The organism is Micromonospora rifamycinica, from assembly GCF_900090265.1.
GTDB classification, from domain to species: Bacteria; Actinomycetota; Actinomycetes; order Mycobacteriales; family Micromonosporaceae; genus Micromonospora; species Micromonospora rifamycinica.
This window is the reverse complement of sequence record NZ_LT607752.1, coordinates 3,121,393-3,140,743: the sequence shown is the minus strand read 5'-3', so window position 1 is coordinate 3,140,743 and position 19,351 is coordinate 3,121,393. Positions and strand designations below refer to the sequence as shown.

The following is a 19,351-nucleotide window of genomic DNA, read 5'->3' as shown; positions in this document are numbered from 1 at the left end:
ATTCCGGTCCTACGTTCCCCGTCATGACATCGAAGCCAATTTTCGGTCTGCGTCGTCGTGTCGGCGTCGCGGGCGCGGTCACCGCGCTGGTGACGGCGACCCTGGCCGGGATCGCCCAGCAACCCGTGACCGCCACACCCGGCCCCGTCGCCACCCACGCCGTGGCCGTCACCGCAGCCGAGCGGCAGGCGGTGCTGGCGTACTGGACGCCACAGCGGATCGCGGCGCTCAAGACCCCGTCGGCGCAGGTGCCGCCGGTGGCGAAGCCGGACGGCGCACCGTGGACCCGGGCGGACGCCGTGTCGCGTACCGTCGGCAGGCTCTTCTTCACCGACCACGGTGAGGATGCCAGCTGCACGGCGACCGTGCTGGAGAGCGCCAACCGCAGCACCGTGGTGACCGCCGCGCACTGCGTCAACAACACCGACCTGATCGGTGAGGACAACCAGTGGTCGGCCAACGTGCTGTTCGTCCCCGGCTACACCGACGGCCGGGCGCCGTACGGCAGGTTCGTCGGCCGGCTGTCGGTGGTCGCGTCCACATGGCTGCTCAACGACCAGATCGAGAGCCTGTACGACTCGTACGACCAGGCGTTCGTGGTGCTCCACCCGAACGACGACGGACGCCGGGTGCAGGATGCCGTCGGCGCTGCCCAGCGGATCGGCTACGACGTGCCCGGCGCTCAGATGGTGCACCAGTTCGGCTACCCCCGGGCCAGCTCGGACGAGGCCCGCGAGGGCCTGCCGGAGTACACCGGTGAGCGTCTCGCCTACTGCGCCGGCCGGGCGGTGGAGCAGCAGGCGACGGAGGACTGGCCGGAGCCGCCCGGCCAGTGGGGCACCGCGTGCGTGATGGGCGGCGGCTCCAGCGGCGGACCCCGGTTCGCGCACTTCGACCGGCACACCGGGCTCGGCACCGTCGTCGGCGACAACTCCCACGGCTACCAGCCCGGGAAGCGCTACCTGGTGGGGCCGCAGTTCAGCACGGCGATCACCCGCCCGCTCTTCCAACGGGCGCAACACAGCTGATCCGGACCGGATAGGACCAGCAGGCACCGGGCAGCCCACCTCGTTACGAGCGTGAGCCCCCGGTGCCGACGGCGGTCCCTCCGCCGCAAGGCAGGCGATCCATGGTTCCTCGACACAACCAGACGATTTCTCATCGCCCCGGGGACGGCGATGGTGCGGGCCGCCGCGTCGACGGGTCCTGGGATCTTGCTATTTCGTATAGATAAGGAGAATCTGTGTAGCCCGAATGTCCGGCTACTGCGGCGAGAAAATCCGACTCCGCTTCCTGTAGTACCGCCAGTGGACTTCTCCCTGCTTCGGGTGGTTCGTCCAGATTTGCACCGGTGAAGAGCAAGTCGGTCCACGTTTGGTCTTTCGTGCACCAAACCGTGAGGTGATCGGGTACCCACAGTACCCACAGCGTGTCGAGGGCTGGATGTATGGCTGCTGGTGCGAGCGCAGCCCCGATTGCTGGTGACTCGTAGGTTTCGAGAGCAAATCGATCAAATGGATGGATCACCAGGAAGATGTTTCGCGACGTCTCCCCTGGCGCCTTTCGCAACAGAGCATTCTGTGCCTGCATCAAAACTGGGTGGGCGCTAGACAATATGTCGTTGGCATGCTCTACCAGCACTATGATCGAGAAGTTCTCCCTATGTCCACGTCGTGCTGCCCGGTTAATCGACTCGCTGAATTCGCGAAATGGTCCCGGCATTGACTTGACTTCGAAGGCGACGTCGCCGCCGGGCGATAATGGAAACGGTGGCTGCTCGGGCAGATTGAAACGTAAATCTACATCGCCCCTCAAGTCGACTGCGTGTGGCGCATTGCCGAGAAATGTCGTTGTCAGAATAGCGGCAAGGTGCTCACCTGCTCGAACCTTGAGGCCGGCTAACTGCCTAGGATCAATTTGCAGGAGCCGATGGGTGGCTTCGATGACACTCTGGTGCCCTGTGGCAATCACGCGACCGCCTGTATAGCGCCCATCGGTGCCCACGGGGGGCATTCTAATCAACATGCACCGGTTGCAGCCAGCCCGGGCGATCGGGGTTGCGCCGCTGCATCCACGAACGCGACGAGGTGCTCGCTGAGAACCGGCGTGTCACGAGTGCCGTCCGCGACCGGCAGACCACCCGAGCCGCCTGACGCCAGGGTTGCGACTTGAACGCGCGGCTCAACCGACGAAGCCGACCCGGGAAGTGGCACGACTCAGGCGGACCTGAAGCGGGTCAGGCCGACGACGCGGCCAGGCGGGGTAGCAGGCTGGCGGACTGTAAACGCTCGTATGCGGTGGTGACGTGCGCCGGGGTGAACAGGCGGGCCTTGCGCCCGCTCCACGCCTGGACGCGTTCGATCAATTCGTCGAGGTCGGTGGTCGCAGGATCCACCTCAGCGGCGAAGTGCACCGTGGCGAGCAGTTCGAGGCTGTAGGGCGACTCGAATCCGTCCACCAACGCAGCGATGCGGTCGAGCGTCTCCGTCATCCGGTGACCGGCAGCGAACCATGCGGAAACGGCCTCGCTGGTTCCCTCGGTGAGGTGGATGGGACGCAACTCCTCGACCCGAGAGGTCCGGTCGCCGAAGCCGATCAGGTAGTGGCCTTCGAGTCGGTTGAGAACGTGGTTGAGATTTTCCGCGTACGGCCCGTAGCGGCCCCGGGTGAAGGACAGGCGCAGCGGCTCTCCGAAGACCTGGAGGAAGTAGGCGAGTTTCTGGATTTCCAGGTTGGTGATGCCGTCCCGGGGCTCCAGCGCACGGGCGCGGTCGAGATAGCGTTCGATGGACCGCAGCAGGGTGGCGCGTCCTGCGGTCAGCGCCGGCTTGGAGGTGGCGACCGGCATGTCCGCCGGCTCGGGAGCGCCCTCCGGCGGGAACACCAGCACTCGGACGTCGGGCAGTTCGGCGAACGCCTGCTCGATCATCGGTCGGACCACGTCCCAGTCGAGCCCACCGTTGCCACAGCCGAGCGCAGGTAGCGCCACCGAGTGGATCCGCTGTTCCCGGACGACCCGGACGAGATCAGCGAGGCCGGATTGGATGTCGGACAGCTTGGATCTGGCCTTCCAGTGCCCCTTCGTGGGGAAGTTGATCACATAGCGGCGGGTGCCGAGTAGGCCTGAATCGAAAACGAACATTCTGCCCAAATGGACATCTTTCGCCGCGCAGGCGGCTCGGTAAGCCGTGTAGTTGGCGGGGAAGGCGCGCTTGAACTGGAGGGCGATCCCCTTGCCCATGACGCCCACCGTGTTGACCGTGTTGACCAGGGCCTCGGCGTCGGCGGTGAGCAGGTTGCCATGGCTGACGACGATCATTCGCGTACCTCCCCCCGGGTGTAGCCGTAGTACCAGTCCGGTCTGACAGCGACGTACGGGTTGATGATGCCAGCAGAACGGAGGAGCCGCCTCAGCTGTGTCTCCCGTGCCCTCGTCCGTACGGAGTAACCGGCAAGCAACTCCAGCGGAAACTCCCGGGGCACCAGCAACTCGGCCATCCGCCGCCGCATGCGGTCCTGGTCCTCCGGAATGTTGTTCCAGGAGATCTCCCGCATCAGCGGCCAGTCGACCATGGAGACAAGATCGTCAAGGCTCCCGGAGAAGCGGGTGAGCACGGAGGCACAGTTGCCATCGCTGACTACCCAGGGCAGCCCTGCCTGGTGCACGCGGTCGACCGAGCTCACCAGGTATACCAGTGGGTCGTCACCATCCGGATACAGTCCGATCTTGCCGGCCTGGTGGTCCCTCGCAATCCGGTACATCATCGGCGAACGGGGCGCGAAGTAGAACGGCACGTAGTCGGCGACGAACCCGCCGGGCGGGCAGGTCACCAGCCTGGATCGTCGGCTGGCCTTGATGTCCACCGACCCCACCTCGGTCACCAGGCGTCCGCCCACGGCGCTGTCCGCGATGATTCTTCCCGTTTCCAGGATCGCCGGCAGGTTGTCGACGTGGGTGAAATGCATGATCAACGCTTGTCGGGATGGACGGCGCATGTCCATGCTCAGTCCAGATCGTTGGGGTCGATCCGGGCCGTCACCCCCGCGTGTTCGCCGAGTAGGTAGAGCAGGTTGGAACCGTCGATCAACTCCAGCGGCTTGCCCGAGGCGAACTCGTACGAGGCCGGTCCGTAGCCGCTGGTGGTGACGAGAATGCCCTTCGACGCGCCCTCGTTCTGCAAGGTGCCGAAGAGGTCCCGTACGGCGGACACGTCGACCGTGTTGCGGTAGCGCTTTGCCTGGATGACGACCTTGCCACCGAAGATGGGGCGCGGGTCGAAGGCGACGCAGTCCACGCCACCGTCCCGGGACGGCCGGGTCTGCTTGGTGTCCAGGCCCATCTTGGCGAAGAGGTTCTGGATCAGACTCTCGAACTCGCTCGGGGTCAGCCTGAGCAGATTGGGCCGCTGGTCCAGGTCGGCCAACACGTCGACCTCGTCGATGAACCGCTTGTCGACCATGTCGAACTCCAGCACCGGCCGGACCGGTGCCAGCTCAGCGGGCCGTTTCGACACCGAGGCGTTGAGATGCGCCAGGCAGGCGAGCGGTTCGACCAGGCGGAGGTTGAGCGCGGTGAAGGTCTCGCGGGTGGTCCGCAGCGTCACCAGGCACGGCTGGACGGACGCGCCCGTCCGAGGATCGGTCGTGTCGACGATGCCGTTGAACACCACCGTGTCGACGAGCTTGGACCGGTCGGCCTCGAACAACTCGTGCACCGTCCGCAAGGTGACCCGTGCGACGAGGACGGCGTACCGCTCCTTGATCTCCTTGCTGGGCCTCGCGGTGGTGGATATCTCGTCGCGGGCCTTGACATACCGATACTCGCGTACGGCAGGGATCACATCGAGCGTCGGCAGGTGATACTCCACCACCAATTGGCGGGATTCCGGAACGTAGGCCAGTCGGTAGTGCTGCGGGAAGTCGTCCGGGTAGACGGAGTTACCCAGGACCATGCCGAAGTAGTCGACCACCGCGGCCGGCTCGGCCGCGGCGACGGCCGCCGCGAAGCGGTCGATCTCCGCGTTGTGCGCGTTCACCTCCGCGTCGACCTTGGCGCACTTCTGGAGATAGCGCTGGTGGGCGGCGGCCAGCTTCCGCTGACGTTCGGCCTCGGTGGCGCCGTGTTCCGCCTGTGCCTGCACGAATGCCTGTTGAGCTGCAGCGAACTGCTGCTGGTACTTGGCCTGGCCGCCGAACATCTTGCTGAGAAACCCGGGCGCGGCCGGCACGAACCGCTGCCAGTCGGGTGGTGTCAGCGGCACCCCGAGGTTGCCGGGCTTGAACGGGGCGTGCTCAACCGACTTACGTAGCCGGCGGAAGTCGATGTAGTCGTCGACATCGAGGGTTGCGGCCAGGAGATTGTCCAGGTCGTCGAGGTGTGCCTGAAGACCGGAGTTGTCGGCGGCCACCTCGGCCATCCGCGCCTCGACGTACAGCCGCTTGCGCTCGCGTTCGTTGGCTACGGCCGTGCGTTGGGCGGCCTTCAAGGCGCGTTCGGCCTCTCGACGTAGTTGCTGGTGGTGCCGGTGTGCGGCAGCTTGAGCCTGCTGCTGGGCGCGCACCTGCCGTGCGTGTGCCCGCTGCATCTCTCGGAGGATGCCCACGTAAGTCCTATGTGTTGCGAGGGATGACGGAGTCGACACCATAGCCATTGAGCGACTGAGCGGATACCTGCAGCGATCGTCGTTGATCATCGTGAAGGTGGGTTACGCATATTTCGTCCTGACTGTGGTGTGCCCCAAGTCGGATGGCAGACAACGCAGGGCCGTCTCGCTGTGCCCAGTCCTAGCTACCTTCGTGCCATTGACCGGCCTCTCGTCCCCGCAGGCGCCGCCCTCTTGGTCAAGATGGTGTGAGACACCCCGTGTGAGTGGGGTGCTGACCTGCTGAGGGCGGGGATCGGAGATCCTTGTGTACGTGTCTACTTCATCTGGCAAGCAGCCGGCGTCCGGCGGCGGCGACCCGGCGCCAAAGCCATCACGGCGGGTCTTCAGCCCGGAGTACAAGCTCGCGATGGTCGCCGAGTACGAGAACGCCGCGAACGGAGAGAAAGGCGCGATCCTGCGCCGGGAAGGTCTGTACTCGTCGCACATCATCGAATGGACACGGGCTCGCGACGCCGGGCAACTCGGCCAGGTAGGGACTCCCGTCACGGATTCCGGCACGGCGGCGGTCGGGGCGCGGGTGAAGAAGTCCGCGGAACAGATCGAGTTGGAGAAGCTGCGCCGGCAGAACGAGAAGCTGCAGGCGGATCTGAAGAAGACCCGCATGGCGTTGGACATCATGGGAAAAGCACACGCGCTCTTGGAAGAACTCTCCGAGAGCGCGGACAGCGACAGCCAGCCGAGGAGATCCTGACCGCCGTGTTCGGCGAGTTACGCGACGCGGACATCTCGGTGCTGCGGGCGTGCGCGTTGACCGGGACCTCGCGGGCGACCTACTACCGGCGGGCCAAGCCGGTCGGACCGCGGCACGGGCCGTGGCTGCCCCGCACCCCGCCGCCGCAGGCGCTCAGCATGGCCGAACGCGACCGGGTGCTGGCTGTGCTGAACTCGCCGGCCTACGCCGACCTGGCGATCCCGCAGGTCTGGGCCAGGGAACTCGACGCGGGCCGCTACCACTGCTCGATGTCCACGATGTATCGCATCGCCCGTGCCGCCGGGCAGAGCCGGGAACGACGCCGGCTGGCGACCCACCCGCCGCGGGTGCGTCCGGAACTGGTCGCGACCGGGCCGGGTCAGGTGTGGTCCTGGGACATCACCGCGTTGAAGGGACCTGTCAAAGGCGTCTGGTACCGGTGTTACGTCGTGATCGACATCTACTCGCGTTACGTCGCCGGCTGGCTCGTCGCGGCCGTCGAGGACGCGGTCGTCGCCCGCGACTTCCTGGCCGACGCGATCAGCCGTAACGGGATCGAACCGCACACCATCCACGCCGACCGTGGCGGCGCCATGGTGTCGAAGCCGGTATCGGAGATGCTCGTCGACCTCGGTGTCCTACGGTCACATTCCCGACCTCGGACCTCGAATGACAACCCGTACTCCGAAGCCCAGTTCAAGACCATGAAATACGTGCCGGACTTCCCCGAGAGGTTCGGGTCCCTCGCTGACGCGAGAGCTTTCTGCGACGGATTCTTCACCGCCTACAACCACGAGCACCGGCACTCCGGGATCGGCTGGCACACCCCAGCCTCGGTGCACTACGGCACCGCCGAGCAGATCCGCGAGCAACGCCAACACGCCCTCGACGCAGCCCACACCGCCCACCCGGACCGATTCAACCGCCGGCCACGCGCACCGAAACTGCCCGACCATGCCTGGATCAACCAGCCGCCCCGACAGGAACAGACCGTCTCAGTTTGACTTGACAACTACCGCCGCGCTCGGGCTGGGCTGCTGACAGGCCGCAGGCCGATCAGTAATCCCGTCGGCGATCCGTATCGTGATGAGGCTGTCGCTGCCCAAGCGACAGCGGATCGGGAGGAGAGGTCGATGCTCGGGCTTGAGGTGCCGCCGGCCGTCGAGGCGGAACGGGTCGTCGCGGCCGTCCTGGCCGACCTGCGCTCGGGCGACCATCGGGGCGTGGTGGTCGACTCCCCGCCCGGGGCCGGCAAGTCGACCCTGGTGGTGCGGGCCGCCGTCGAGCTGGCCGCCGCCGGTGAGCCGCTGATGATCGTGGCGCAGACCAACGAGCAGGTCGACGACCTGATCGACCGGCTCGCCGCGAAGGCTCCCGAGCTGCGTATCGGCCGGCTGTCGGCGACCGACTACCGGCCGTCGGAGCGGGTCCGGGGCCACGACACGGTCCGGGTCGCGTCGAAGGTCACGGACCTGGGCGACCCGGCCGTCACCATCGGTACGGCGGCCAAGTGGGCCACGGTCACCGAGGGCCGGTGGCCGTGGGCGATCGTCGACGAGGCGTACCAGATGCGCTCGGACGCGCTGCTGCGGGTGGCCGGGAGGTTCGCGCGGGCGCTGTTCGTGGGGGATCCCGGGCAGCTCGACCCGTTCTCCACCGTCGAGACGCTGCGCTGGACGGGCCTGAGCTGGGATCCGATGCAGGCGGCGGTGGCGGTGCTGCTGCGGCACAACCCGGAGCTGCCGGTGCACCGGCTGCCGGTGTCCTGGCGGCTGCCGGCGTCGGCGGCCCCGGTGGTGGCGGCGGCGTTCTACCCGTTCACCGGCTTCCGCGCCGGCACCGGTCCGGCCGACCGGGTGTTGACGCTGACCCGGCCGGGGCCGGGCGACGCGCTCGACGCGGCGGTGGAGCTGGCCGCCGGCACCGGCTGGGCGTTGCACGAGCTGCCGGCGCGGCACACCGTGCGTACCGACGCGGAGGCCGCCGCGGCGTGCGCCGCGCTCGCCCTGCGGGTGCTGGCCCGGGGCGCGGTCGCGGTCTCCGAGCACGCGCCGGGCGGCACGCCGGTGACCGCCGACCGGATCGCCGTCGGCGCGGCGCACCGCGACCAGGTCGCCGCGATCCGCGCCCACCTCGGCCCGGCGGGGGCGGGCATCACGGTGGACACCGCCAACCGCCTCCAGGGCCGCGAGTACGACGTGACGATCGTGCTGCACCCGCTCTCCGGTCGGCGGGACGCGACGAACTTCCACCTGGAGTCGGGGCGGCTGTGCGTGCTGACCTCCCGGCACCGGCACGCCTGCGTCGTGGTGGCCCGCGCCGGCATCGGGGAGCTGCTGGACGCCCACCCGTCGACGGAGTCGGTGCACCTGGACGTGCCGGTGAAGTTCCCCGACGGCTGGGCCGCCAACCAGACCACCATGACGTTCCTGGCGGACCACCGGGCACCGGCCTGACCCGGGTCCGGCGTGCGCCGCGCCGGCCGACGGGCGTCCCGGCGCCCACCGCCCGACCCGCTGCGCCGGCCCCGGGGCCACCCCGGCGGGCAACGACGATGCCTGGCACGGGTATGCCTGTGGGGCATGAATATGACGCACCGTCATACGCCGCACCGGGAAGAATGCCCCGGGGCGCCGTCCGCCTGCGATCTCGCCCACGCCTGGCGGCGGTCAGCCCCAGGTGTCGCCGTACTCGCGCACCCCGTCAACGTCGAGGGTGATCCGGCTGTTGGCGGTCCACGCCCCGGTGGCCTGCTGCCAGCTCGGGTCGTCGCGTTCGTCGATCGCCGTCCAGTTCGGCCGGTGCAGCCGGAGCTGGATCGGCCCGGAGGACGCCCCGGGGGCGAGGACCCCGGTGGTGAAGGTCAGCTCTACCCAGCCGGGGAACGGGGTGCCGGGCACCGGGTAGACGGTCGGCGTCGGGCTGGGGCCGGGCGGCGGCGCGGGCGGCGGAAAATACTGGAGGGTACGCCGGATGGTGCCGCAGCCCAGCGTCGCCCAGTCGCACTCGGTGGTCAGGGCGGCGTTGCCGTTCTCGAAACGCAGGTGGTAGCGGACCCGCACGGTGGTCAGGTCCAGCGGTCGGCTGCCGGTGTTGGTGACGTTGATCCGGAACTGGGCCTGGTTGTCGGTGGGCGCCCAGTCGAGGTTGAGGTAGTCGACCTTCGCCCGCCCGTACGCGGTACGCACCTCGGTGACCGCCGAGGTGTCGGAGTAGCCGCCGAGGGCGTACGCCTGGAGTGCGATCCGGTAGTCGGTGCCGGGGGCCAGGTCGGTCAGGGTGATGGCGTTGGTCTCGGTGCTGCCCAGACCCCGGTAGGCGTTCGGCCCGATCGGCGAGCGCACATCGTAGGTGATCGGGCCGCCCGGCTCGCCCTTCCACGTCGACGGGGTCCAGGTCAGGCTGAGCCGGTGCGGCTCGTTGGCGACCACCACCGGGGCGCCGGGGGTGGTCAGCGCCGGGGTGTCGTCGGCGTGTGCGGCGGTGACCGCGACCAGGCTCACGAGGCCGGCGGCGACGACGGCGGCGGTGACACGACGGGCACGCATGCCCGGATGGTACGGACCTTGATGCACGTCCATCAATGCCAGAGATGGTGGCGCTGACGCGACGGGGCGGGATCCGGGACCGGATCCCGCCCGTGGGTCGCGCCGTCCGGCGGTGGATCGTTCAGGCGGGGATGTAGTCGAAGACGTCCGGGTTCGGTCCCGTCCGGCCCGGCTCGCCCTTGTCCAGCCCGCTGATCCGCTCCATGGCGGTGTCGTCCAGGGTGAAGTCGAAGATCCGGAAGTTCTCCTCGATCCGCTTCGGGGTGGTCGACTTGGGGAAGACGATGTCGCCGCGCTGCACGTGCCACCGCAGCACCACCTGGGCGGGGGTGTGCCCGACCTGCTCGGCGATGTCGACGACCGTCGGGTCGTCGAGCACCCGGCCCTGGGCGATCGGGGACCACGCCTCGGTGGGGATGCCGTGGGTGTTGCCGTACGCGCGCACCTGCTCGTTGGTGAAGTACGGGTGCACCTCGATCTGGTTGACCGCCGGCACCACGTCGGCCTCGGCGGCCAGCCGCTCCAGGTGCGGCACCTGGAAGTTCGACACCCCGATCGAGCGGGCCCGGCCGTCGCGCTGGAACTCCTCCAGCGTCTTCCAGGTGGAGACGAAGTCGCCGTCGTAGCGGGTGGGCAGCGGCCAGTGGATGAGGAACAGGTCGACGTAGTCCGTCTTCAGCGCGGCCAGCGTCGACTCGAACGCCCGGCGGGCGTCCTCGGGGCGGTGGAAGCCGTTGTTGAGCTTGCTGGTCACGAAGACCTCGCTCCGGTCCAGGCCGGAGGCGCGGATGCCCTCGCCCACCTCCGCCTCGTTGCCGTACATCTCGGCGGTGTCGATGTGCCGGTAGCCGATCTCCAGCGCCCGGCCCACCGCCTCGGCGGTGTCCTTCGGCTCGATCTGGAAGACCCCGAAGCCGAGCTGTGGGATGGTGTTGCCGTCGTTGAGGCTGATGTCGGGAACGGTATTTGCCATACCGCGGGTGTACCCGGTCGGGCCGTGTCCTCACCGCCCGACCGGGGTGATCTGTGACAACCGGCCCGTTCAGCCCCAGATCGCGGTGGCCCACTCCGGGTGGTCGACGAACGGGTTGCGGTTGCCCTGCCAGCGCTCGTAGATGCGCTGGTTGCGACGCTGCTCGAAGGCGTCCGGCGGGTCCTGCCGGTGCCACTGGAGCAGCACCGGCAGCCGGCCGAGGTAGGGCGCGCTGCCGTTGGTGACGGAGTTGTTCATCTCCAGGTTCGGCCAGCCGTCGTCCCCCTCGTACCGGATCGCCATATACATGATCATGCGGGCGACGTCGCCCTTGACCGCGTTACGCGGCTCGAACGAGTCGGCGTCGGTGTAGCTGCCGGCGGCCTCGGCGACCGGGCTGCCGCCGGTGTCGAAGTCCTTGTTGCCGCGCGCGGAGTTGACCGTCACGTCCTCCGGTCGCAGGTGGTGCACGTCGGTCCCCGGCCCGGTCGAGGTGCCGAAGTCACCGTGCGACTTGGCCCAGACGTGTTCCCGGTTCCAGTCGTTGGCCCCGCCGCCGTTGCTGCTCTTGCTCTGCGACCGTCCGCTGTAGAGCAGGATCACGTTGTTGGCGTTCGCCGGGTCCTGGTCGGTGTCCTTCAACGCCTCCCACGCCTGGTCGTAGCTCAGCCTGGTCTGGGTTTTGATGATCGTGTGGAGGGCGGTGCGGAGCGCGCCGCCGCTCTTGCCCATCGCGGTCGCGTAGTACGTCGAGTCGTACGGCCCGGTGGAGCCGGTGGGCGCGGGGGTGGGGGAGGCGGTCGCGGTGGGCGACGGGGTGCCGCCGCCGATGCTCATCCCGGTGGGGTTCTTCAGCCCGCCGTGGCTGAAGTACGCGGTCAGCGTCCCGGTGGCGGTGACCTGTCGACCCCGTAGCGACGGGTTGGTCAACAGCCCGAAGGCGCTGCGGTAGTCGGCGGTGATCTGGACGTAGAGCATCCGGCTGGTGCCGGTCTCGGTGGCCGTGTCGGCCAGGGCGATGGCGGTGTCGGCGGTGTAGCCGGAGGTGAGCACCGTGCTGGTGGCGGTCGGCTGGCCGATCACGTAGCCGGTGACCGTGGCGACCCGGCCGTCCTGGGCGGCGAGGGCCTGCGCCACTGTCGACGTGGCCGCCGCGGACGCCGAGGTCGTGGCCACCACCACCGGGACCGCCAGGGTGACGGCGGCGGCGAGCGCGGCGATCGTCCGCCCGGGTCGCGGGCGGGTGCTGCTCTTCATATCCATGCCCGGCGATGTTATCGGCCGGAACCCGACCGACGGGAGGTCGGCGAGGTGAATTCCCGGCCACCGCGAACCGCTGCACGACAGGATCCCGCCGCCCGCCGCCCGCCGCCCGCCGCCCGCCGCCGCGACGGCACGACGGCACGACGGCATCGGCTCCGACCGGGTGGCCGAGCCGTTCCGGGCCGGTGGTCCGGGGTGCGGGCGGCGGGGCCGGTTCAGCGGGCGCGGACGGCGGCGGAGGCGGCGCGGAACCCGACCGTCCGGTCCACCAATCGCTCCACCAGCTCCGCCTTGCGCAGGCCGCCGACCCCGCGCAGGCCGAGCCGGGCGGCCAGCGCCCGCAGGTCCCGCAGTGGCCAGGGCGTCAGGTACGCCGTGCCGTCCCGGCGCTGCGCCATGGCGTCGAGCGTGGCCGCAGCGACGGTCAGGTCGACACCCGACGGGGTGGGCGGCACCGGCGCGGCCGGCGACAGCGATGCGGTGGGCGGCACAGGCCCGGTGGGCGGCACCGGAGTCGGGCCGGTCGGTTCCCCGGCCGGTGCCACCGGGACGACGGCCAACCGCAGCCGGCCCTGCGCCAGCGCGGCCACCTCGGCGGCCGACAGCCCGGCCAGCAGCTCACCCACCCGGGCCAGCACCCCGGCCGCGAGGTTTCCGCCGGGAGTCCCGGTCACACCGTCACCTCGCGGGGTTGCAGGTGGCCGAGGAACTCGGTGGTGATCTGCCGCAGCTCCTCCTGGACGACCGGCGAGGTGACCCGGTGACGCAGCACCACCGGCACCCCGCGTGGGGTGTTCCCGGCGAACAGGGTGACGTTCTCCCGCAGCGCGGTGGGGAAGACCGGCAGCCCGAGGGCGCGTACCTGGTCCAGGTAGCCCTGGTGGGCGGCGATCGGTCGGTGCGCGGTCAGCTGGATCATGGTGAAGACCACCCCGGCGACGTCCGGGGCGACCTTGTGGTGCCGGCGGCTGGTGGCGAACCGGCGGGCGTCGGCGTTGTACCGGTCGACCAGCTCCCGGACGCTGCCGCAGAGGTGGTCGATGCCGAGGGTGGAGAGGTAGTCCGCCTTCGCCGGGATGAGCAGGTGGTCGCTGGCGATGACGGCGGACTGGGTCACCACGTTGAAGTTCGGCGGGCAGTCGATCAGCACCAGGTCGTAGCCGTCGAGCGCCGGATCGTGCAGCCCTTCGGCCAGCGAGCCACGGACCCGGAACAGCTCCCGGTCGTAGTCCTCGCCGTCGGCGACGCCCCGGGCCAGGGCCAGGTCGATGTCGGCCAGGCCGAGGTGGGAGGCGATCAGGTCGAGCCGGCCGGCCCCGGAGAGGTGGGTGTTGGCCGGGCCGGGGGAGACCACCAGCTCACCCAGGGTCACCGCCGGGGTGTCCCCGCGCAGGCTGTCGTACCAGCGTTTCACGGTCCGACCGTCGCGCAGCCGCTCCCGCCAGTCCTCCGGGTCGTAGAAGCTGAACGTCAGGCTGGTCTGCGGATCCAGGTCGATCAGCAGCACTTTCATCCCCCGGTTGGCCAGTTCGGCCCCGAGGTTGGCGGTCACGGTGGTCTTGCCCACCCCGCCCTTGTAGTTGATCACGGATACGACGTACACCGACGGCACCTCCCCAGACGGGGAACCGTAACCGCCCGGATGGCGTCTGACCATCCATGATGCCCACCCCGGCCGGTCACGCTCCGCGACCGGGCGGCCGGTTCGCCGCCGCCGGCACCGGGCTCGCCGCCCTGGCCGTGGTCTGCTGGGCGGTCGGGACGACCCGGTGGCAACCCCTCACCGAACCGGTCGGCCCGTGGTCGGAGCGGCTCCCCGGCGAGCACACCTACTGGGCGCGTGACCTGCGTTTCCTGGCCTTGACGGCGGTCGTCGCCGGGCTGGTGTTGGCCGGCGGTGGCCGGCGGCCGTCGACCCTGCGCGCCGTGCTGCTCGGCGGGGGCGCGCTGGTCGCCGACGTCGCGGTCGACCGGGCCGACCCCACCGGCCCCGGCGCGACAGTGCTGCTGGTCGCCGTCGGCTGGCTGGCCGTCGGGATCACCGCCACCCTCGGCGTACACGGCGACGCCGCGCCCGGCCCGGACCGGGCCGTGCTGGCCGGACTGCCCGTCGTCACGGTGGTGCTGATGCTGGTCGCCGTGACGACCCGCTCGCCGACCGGTCGGGAGCCCGAGCTCGGTCCGGCCGTCCTGGTGACCGGTCTGCTCCTGCTGGCGTCGACAGTGGTGGGCGCGCTGGCCGCCGTCCCCGGGCCGGGCCGGCCCCGGCTGGTGGTGGCGGTGGGGATGGCCGTCGTCGGCGGGGTCGGCCTGCCGCTGGTCCGGCCCGTCGGGTCGACCGACCGGCTGTTCCCGGCGGCGGTGCTCGGCGCGGTCCTGCTGGTGGGGGTGGCGCTGCTGACCCGGCCCTGGCCGGACGGTCGACCGGCGTGGCGGCGGCTCGTGCTGCTCGTCCCGGTCACCGTGGTCGTCCCGCTGGCCCTGCTGTCCGGCGCGCTGCTGGTCAGCGCGGCGCTGCGACTGGGTGCGCCGCTGACCGCGCTGGCCGGCAACAGCCCGATCGCCGGCCCCGACCCGTTCCCCGCCCTGGCCGGGCTGCTCACCGGGCTGCTCGCCGCCCTGCTGCCGGCCCGACCGACGGTGGGTCAGGAACCGGGGGGCGTGGTGCCGTCCCGGCCGGCCAGCGCCGAGCGGCGGTAACCGTAGAACGTGTAGACCAGGCCGCCGAGCAGGAACCAGACGGCGAACCGGAGCCAGGTCACGTGGTCGAGGAAGCTGATCAGCCAGACCGAGAAGACCACGCCGAGCGCCGGCACCACCGGCATGCCCGGCAGGCGGAACGTCCGTGGGGCGTCCGGGCTGCGGTAGCGCAGCACGATCACCGCGACGCAGACCACCACGAAGGCCAGCAGGATGCCGATGTTGGTCAGCTCGGCGGCCTGCCGGATCGGCAGGAAGCCGGCGATCACCGCCGAGCCGACGCCGACGATCCAGGTGACCCGGGTGGGCACCCGACGCACCGGGTGCACCTTGGCGAACCAGGCCGGCAGCAGGCCGTCGCGGCTCATCGAGAACCACACCCGGGTCACCCCGAGCATGAAGGTGAACATCACCGTCAGGATGCCGATGATGGCCCCGACGGCGATGACGCTGGCCAGGCCGGAGAGCCCCACCGAGGCGAACGCGGAGGAGAAGCCGCTCTCCGGGTCGATGTCCCGGTAGTTCTGCATCCCGGTCAGCACCAGGGTGGCCAGCACGTACAGCACCATCGAGATGGCCAGCGACCAGACGATCGCCTTCGGCATGTGCCGGCGGGCGTCGGTGGACTCCTCGGCAGCGGTGCTCATCGCGTCGTAGCCGAAGACGGCGAAGAAGACGGTGGCCGCCCCGGTGAACGCCCCGCCCAGCCCGTACGGGAAGAACGGCGAGTAGTTGCCGGTGCGGACGTGGAAGAACCCGACCACGATCACCAGCAGCACCACGGCCACCTTCACCCCGACCACGATCGTCTCGAACCGGGCGGCGGTCCTGATGCCCCGGGTCAGCAGGAAGGCGATCAGCAGGCAGAGCAGCACCGCGAACAGGTCCACCACGTGCCCGTCGCCGGTGCCCGGGGCACCCAGCGTCCAGGCGGGCAGCTCGACGCCGAGCTCACCGACGAGGAAGCCGAAGTAGCCGGAGATGCCGATCGCCACCACCGCCACGATCGCGGTGTACTCCAGCAGCAGGTCCCAGCCGATGAACCAGCCCACCACCTCGCCGAGCACCGCGTACCCGTAGGTGTAGGCCGAGCCGGCCCGGGGGATCATGCCGGCGAACTCGGCGTACGACAGGGCCGCCGCCGCGCTGGCGAGCCCGGCGATCAGGAACGACACCAGCACCGCCGGCCCGGCGGTCTGGTTGGCCACCGCCCCGGCCAGGGCGAAGATGCCGGCGCCGATGATGCCGCCGACGCCGATCGCGGTGAGCTGCCACAGCCCGAGCGAGCGGGACAGCCCCTGACCGGTCTCGTCGGTGATCTCCTCGACCGGCTTGCGGCGGAAGATCCCGCCCCTGTCGACTGTGGAGGCCATGGTCGTCCCCTTCCGCCGGGAGATATCCGCCTTGGTTGATACTCCCTGTGCGGCGGATGCACAATCGGCGACGACGTGACGACGCTGCGGCCGTGCGCCGGGGTCACTCGACGACCGGCAGCACCACCTCGTTGTGGCGCAGGAACCACGGCTTCCACGGCGGGTCGAACCGGGCGTACCGGATCGCCCCCGACGGGGTGAGGCCGGCGTCGGCTACCGCCCGGCCCAGCGCGGTGGCCCGCTGCTCGAACGCCCGGTCGGTCCACCGCCCGGCGAACCGGACCGCCGCGGCGAGCTGCTCGGGGACCTCCCGGACGGTGATCCGGGGGTCCGCCGGCTCGGGCACGGTGGCCGGGCTGAGCCGGGCCGGCAGCACGAACCACACCCGCCAGTTCCCGGGCCGGTCGCCCTCCTCCTGGACCACGGGCGCGGTCATCGCGATCCGCTCGCCTCCCGCCTCCCGCAGCACCTGACCGGCCGTCCCGACCCCGCGCCGGGATCGGTTGGCCCCGGACAGGTAGGCCGCCAGCGGCCGGAACGCGGCGTTCCCGGCGGCGGCGAACCCCCCGTCGATCGGCAGCTCGACGACCAGGTGGGCCGGGTACCGGCGCAGCTCGAAGCCGGGGTGCCGGCCCAGCACCCGGTACGGCTGCTGCTCGGTCATGCAGGCTCCCGGTTCCGAGGAGATCCCCTCCACCACAGACGCTACCGCCCGTCCGGGTTTTCCTCCCGGGGAAGCGGAACGGTCCGCCAGTACTGTCGCCTGTCCTCGTCCCGGACGACCACCCCGAGCCGGGCCAGCTCACCGCGCATCTCCCGGGCGTCCCGCTGCCGGCCGGCCTCGACGGCCCGCTGCCGGGCGCGCAGCAGCGGATCCGCCCCCGGCGGCAGGTCGGGCAACCCCTCCACCCATCGCCGGTACGCCGCCCGGTGCGGATCGGCGTCCTGCCACGGCCAACCGTGCTCACGGAAGGCGTCCCGCAGCCGCCCTCGGCTCAGGTCGGACCGTTCCCGGGCCAGCTCCTCACCGGCCGGACCGAGCAGCACCAGCTCCCTGCGGTCGGCGAAGACGGCGGTGACGCACCGGCGGACCAGGTCGTGGTCGACGCCGTCGCGGCGTAGCCGGACACCGCCCCGGTCCACCGTGACGATCAACCGTTCCCGGGTGCCGACGTGGGCGACGAGCAGCCCGGCCAGCATCCCGAGCAGCATGCCCCCGAGCAGTGCCCGCCGGTACGGCAACCCGGCGACCAGTTCGAACCAGCCCTGCACCGGAGCCCAGGGCAGCCCGGCCACCCAGTCGGCGACCATGGGTAGCCGCCCACCCAGGGCGCCGCCCAGCAGCGGGAAGCCGACCCACATGACCAGCAGTTCCCCGACGTCGCCACCGACTCTGGTCGTGGCGTCCGGCTCCCGCGTCGACATGGTCAGTGCACCTCGCGCCGCAGCGTGCGCGCCATCCCGGCGGCGAGCGGCGCGGCCACCCAGACCAGCAGGGACACCCCGAGCCGGCCCCACTGCCCGGCGGTCATGTCCGCACCGAGCAGCGGCTCCATAGTGATCGAGGTGTCCAGCCAGCGGGCCGGGCCGTGCAGCGCCGCGATCATCGCGGAGAGGATGCCCCACACCGTCGGCAGCAGCAGCGAGGTGACGATCGCCAGCGGGGTGTTGAGCAGCAGCAGGCCGAACCCCGCGCCGATCAGCACGTTGATGGCCTGGAACACGGCGGCGTGCCCGGCCAGCGTCCAGTCGAAGTCCCAGCTCCCCGCCCCGCCGGTGATCCCCGCCAGCAGGGTGCCGACGGCGGCGACGGCCAGGCTCACCAGCACCGACGCCAACGCGGCGAGCAGCACGGCGGCGAGCTTGGCGACGACCACCCGCTCCCGGCGCGGCACCAGGGCGAACGTGGTCAGCGCGGTGCGCTGGGACCACTCGGCGGTGATCGACAGGATGCCCAGCACCGGCAGCAGCAGCGCCACCGGCGCCAGCGACGCGGTGAAGAAGTTGCTGAAGGTCTGCGCGGCGTCGTCGACGAAGCGCAGTTGCAGCGCGACGATCACGGCGGCGATCAGTCCGATCGAGGCCAGCAGCCAGCGTCCGGCCCGGGTGTCGCCGAGCTTGCGCAGCTCCACCCCGATCAGCCGGACCAGCGACGGTCCGGGCACGGCCTGCCGGGCGGGGGTGGGGGGTGCGGTCGTCACGGTGCTCACTTCACGGCCTCCTTGGTGCTCGCGCCGGCGGTCAGGGTGAGGAAGAGCTGTTCCAGGCCACCGCCGCCGGCCGGCCGTAGCTCGGTCAGGACCAGCCCGGCGTCGGCGGCGGCCTGCCCGACGGCCCCGGGTTCGGCGTGCACCACACAGCCGCCGTCGGCGCCGGCGGTGGCGTCCAGCCCGGCCCGGTCGAGGGTGAGCCGCAGGGCGTGCGGGTCGCGGGCCCGGACCAGGGTGCCGGCCCCGGCCAGCAGCTCGTCCTTGCCGCCCTGGGCCACCACCCGGCCGCCGCCGATCACCACCAGCCGGTCGGCGACCGCCTCCACCTCCCGCAGCAGGTGCGAGGAGAGCAGCACGGTGCCGCCCCGGTCGGCGAAGTCGCGCAGCAGCCCGCGCATCCAGAAGATCCCCTCCGGGTCCAGGCCGTTGGCCGGCTCGTCGAGGACCAGCACCCGGGGCTCGCCGAGCAGCGCCAGCGCCAGGCCGAGCCGCTGCCGCATCCCCAGCGAGTACGCCCCGACCCGGCGCTTCGCCGCCACCGGGTTCAGACCCACCCGGTCGAGCACGGCGGGCACCCGGTCGGCGTCCACGCCCATGGTCCGGGCGGCCAGGGTGAGCGTCTCCCGCCCGCTGCGCCCGACGTGCTGCGCCGAGGCGTCCAGCAGCACGCCCACCTCGCGGCCCGGGTTGGGCAGCTCGCGGTAGGGCTGACCGGCGACGGTGGCGGTGCCGGAGGTCGGGCGGGTCAGCCCGCAGAGCATCCGCATGGTGGTGGACTTGCCGGCCCCGTTCGGGCCGAGGAAACCGGTCACGGTGCCGGATTCGCAGCGGAACGAGACGTCGTCGACGGCGGTGTGCGGGCCGTACCGCTTGGTGAGGTGGTCAACGGTGATCATGCCGTCGAGCCTGTCCCAGCCACCCGGCCGG

Annotated in this window: 19 protein-coding genes; 5 read left to right on the top strand and 14 right to left on the bottom strand. The window is 70.7% G+C overall.

Annotation, left to right across the window (positions count from 1 at the left end; genetic code table 11):
- The first annotated feature begins 23 nt into the window (after window positions 1–23).
- Window positions 24–1,028: a trypsin-like serine peptidase gene (locus GA0070623_RS12735; RefSeq protein WP_157517579.1), complete on the top strand. Its 1,005-nt coding sequence runs from the start codon at window positions 24–26 to the stop codon at window positions 1,026–1,028.
- Between the two features lie 130 nt (window positions 1,029–1,158).
- Here the strand turns inward: GA0070623_RS12735 and GA0070623_RS29935 are convergent, their stop codons facing one another.
- The 4 genes from GA0070623_RS29935 to GA0070623_RS12720 all read right to left on the bottom strand — a co-directional run bounded on the left by GA0070623_RS29935 (window position 1,159) and on the right by GA0070623_RS12720 (window position 5,585).
- Window positions 1,159–2,004, bottom strand: coding sequence for a hypothetical protein (locus GA0070623_RS29935; RefSeq protein WP_157517578.1), 846 nt, complete (start codon window positions 2,002–2,004; stop codon window positions 1,159–1,161).
- 232 nt (window positions 2,005–2,236) lie between these two features.
- Window positions 2,237–3,319 carry a type II toxin-antitoxin system antitoxin DNA ADP-ribosyl glycohydrolase DarG gene (gene darG, locus GA0070623_RS12730; RefSeq protein WP_067311113.1) on the bottom strand — a complete coding sequence of 361 codons (1,083 nt, stop codon included), beginning with the start codon at window positions 3,317–3,319 and terminating at the stop codon, window positions 2,237–2,239.
- The gene (darT, locus tag GA0070623_RS12725; protein WP_067311111.1) at window positions 3,316–4,002 is read right to left on the bottom strand and encodes a type II toxin-antitoxin system toxin DNA ADP-ribosyl transferase DarT; all 687 of its coding nucleotides are present in this window, start codon (window positions 4,000–4,002) and stop codon (window positions 3,316–3,318) included. Before darT ends, darG begins: the two co-directional genes overlap by 4 nt.
- A gap of 2 nt (window positions 4,003–4,004) precedes the next feature.
- Window positions 4,005–5,585 (bottom strand): restriction endonuclease, encoded by a 1,581-nt coding sequence (locus tag GA0070623_RS12720; RefSeq protein ID WP_231932763.1) that lies wholly within the window; start codon window positions 5,583–5,585, stop codon window positions 4,005–4,007.
- 331 nt (window positions 5,586–5,916) lie between these two features.
- On the opposite strand from GA0070623_RS12720, the gene GA0070623_RS31655 reads away from it, so the two are divergent.
- The 3 genes from GA0070623_RS31655 (at window position 5,917) to GA0070623_RS12710 (ending at window position 8,813) form a co-directional block, all read left to right on the top strand.
- Window positions 5,917–6,357, top strand: a complete 441-nt coding sequence (locus GA0070623_RS31655) for a transposase (RefSeq protein ID WP_407937960.1) — start codon at window positions 5,917–5,919, stop codon at window positions 6,355–6,357.
- Window positions 6,358–6,362: 5 nt separating this feature from the next.
- Window positions 6,363–7,361: an IS3 family transposase gene (locus tag GA0070623_RS12715; RefSeq protein ID WP_407937959.1), complete on the top strand. Its 999-nt coding sequence runs from the start codon at window positions 6,363–6,365 to the stop codon at window positions 7,359–7,361.
- A gap of 129 nt (window positions 7,362–7,490) precedes the next feature.
- The gene (locus tag GA0070623_RS12710; protein WP_067313261.1) at window positions 7,491–8,813 is read left to right on the top strand and encodes an AAA family ATPase; all 1,323 of its coding nucleotides are present in this window, start codon (window positions 7,491–7,493) and stop codon (window positions 8,811–8,813) included.
- 213 nt (window positions 8,814–9,026) lie between these two features.
- Here the strand turns inward: GA0070623_RS12710 and GA0070623_RS12705 are convergent, their stop codons facing one another.
- From GA0070623_RS12705 to GA0070623_RS12685, 5 genes are all read right to left on the bottom strand, one after another.
- Entirely contained in the window at window positions 9,027–9,905 is an 879-nt protein-coding gene (locus GA0070623_RS12705) for a cellulose binding domain-containing protein (RefSeq protein WP_084261521.1), read from the bottom strand.
- A gap of 121 nt (window positions 9,906–10,026) precedes the next feature.
- Window positions 10,027–10,878, bottom strand: a complete 852-nt coding sequence (locus GA0070623_RS12700) for an aldo/keto reductase (RefSeq protein ID WP_067313257.1) — start codon at window positions 10,876–10,878, stop codon at window positions 10,027–10,029.
- A 69-nt stretch (window positions 10,879–10,947) separates the two neighbouring features.
- On the bottom strand, window positions 10,948–12,141 hold the full coding sequence (locus GA0070623_RS12695; RefSeq protein WP_067313255.1) for an endonuclease: 1,194 nt from the start codon (window positions 12,139–12,141) through the stop codon (window positions 10,948–10,950).
- Window positions 12,142–12,356: 215 nt separating this feature from the next.
- Window positions 12,357–12,815 carry a Rho termination factor N-terminal domain-containing protein gene (locus tag GA0070623_RS12690; protein ID WP_067313253.1) on the bottom strand — a complete coding sequence of 153 codons (459 nt, stop codon included), beginning with the start codon at window positions 12,813–12,815 and terminating at the stop codon, window positions 12,357–12,359.
- A complete protein-coding gene (locus GA0070623_RS12685; protein WP_067313265.1) occupies window positions 12,812–13,744 on the bottom strand; it encodes a ParA family protein in 933 nt (310 codons plus the stop codon). Before GA0070623_RS12685 ends, GA0070623_RS12690 begins: the two co-directional genes overlap by 4 nt.
- Before the next feature lie 56 nt (window positions 13,745–13,800).
- Here GA0070623_RS12685 and GA0070623_RS12680 point away from each other — a divergent pair, with 56 nt between their 5' ends.
- The gene (locus GA0070623_RS12680) at window positions 13,801–14,841 is read left to right on the top strand and encodes a hypothetical protein (protein WP_067313251.1); all 1,041 of its coding nucleotides are present in this window, start codon (window positions 13,801–13,803) and stop codon (window positions 14,839–14,841) included.
- Here GA0070623_RS12680 and GA0070623_RS12675 read toward each other — a convergent pair.
- From GA0070623_RS12675 to GA0070623_RS12655, 5 genes are all read right to left on the bottom strand, one after another.
- On the bottom strand, window positions 14,787–16,214 hold the full coding sequence (locus GA0070623_RS12675) for an amino acid permease (protein ID WP_067313249.1): 1,428 nt from the start codon (window positions 16,212–16,214) through the stop codon (window positions 14,787–14,789). The two genes, GA0070623_RS12680 and GA0070623_RS12675, sit on opposite strands and share 55 nt — an antisense overlap.
- A gap of 103 nt (window positions 16,215–16,317) precedes the next feature.
- Entirely contained in the window at window positions 16,318–16,878 is a 561-nt protein-coding gene (locus GA0070623_RS12670; RefSeq protein ID WP_067313247.1) for an SOUL family heme-binding protein, read from the bottom strand.
- Between the two features lie 41 nt (window positions 16,879–16,919).
- Complete coding sequence (locus GA0070623_RS12665; protein WP_067313245.1) at window positions 16,920–17,639, bottom strand: YqeB family protein; 720 nt, start codon at window positions 17,637–17,639, stop codon at window positions 16,920–16,922.
- 2 nt (window positions 17,640–17,641) lie between these two features.
- The gene (locus GA0070623_RS12660; RefSeq protein WP_067313243.1) at window positions 17,642–18,424 is read right to left on the bottom strand and encodes a hypothetical protein; all 783 of its coding nucleotides are present in this window, start codon (window positions 18,422–18,424) and stop codon (window positions 17,642–17,644) included.
- Window positions 18,421–19,320 (bottom strand): ABC transporter ATP-binding protein, encoded by a 900-nt coding sequence (locus GA0070623_RS12655; RefSeq protein ID WP_067313241.1) that lies wholly within the window; start codon window positions 19,318–19,320, stop codon window positions 18,421–18,423. Before GA0070623_RS12655 ends, GA0070623_RS12660 begins: the two co-directional genes overlap by 4 nt.
- Window positions 19,321–19,351: the final 31 nt, after the last annotated feature.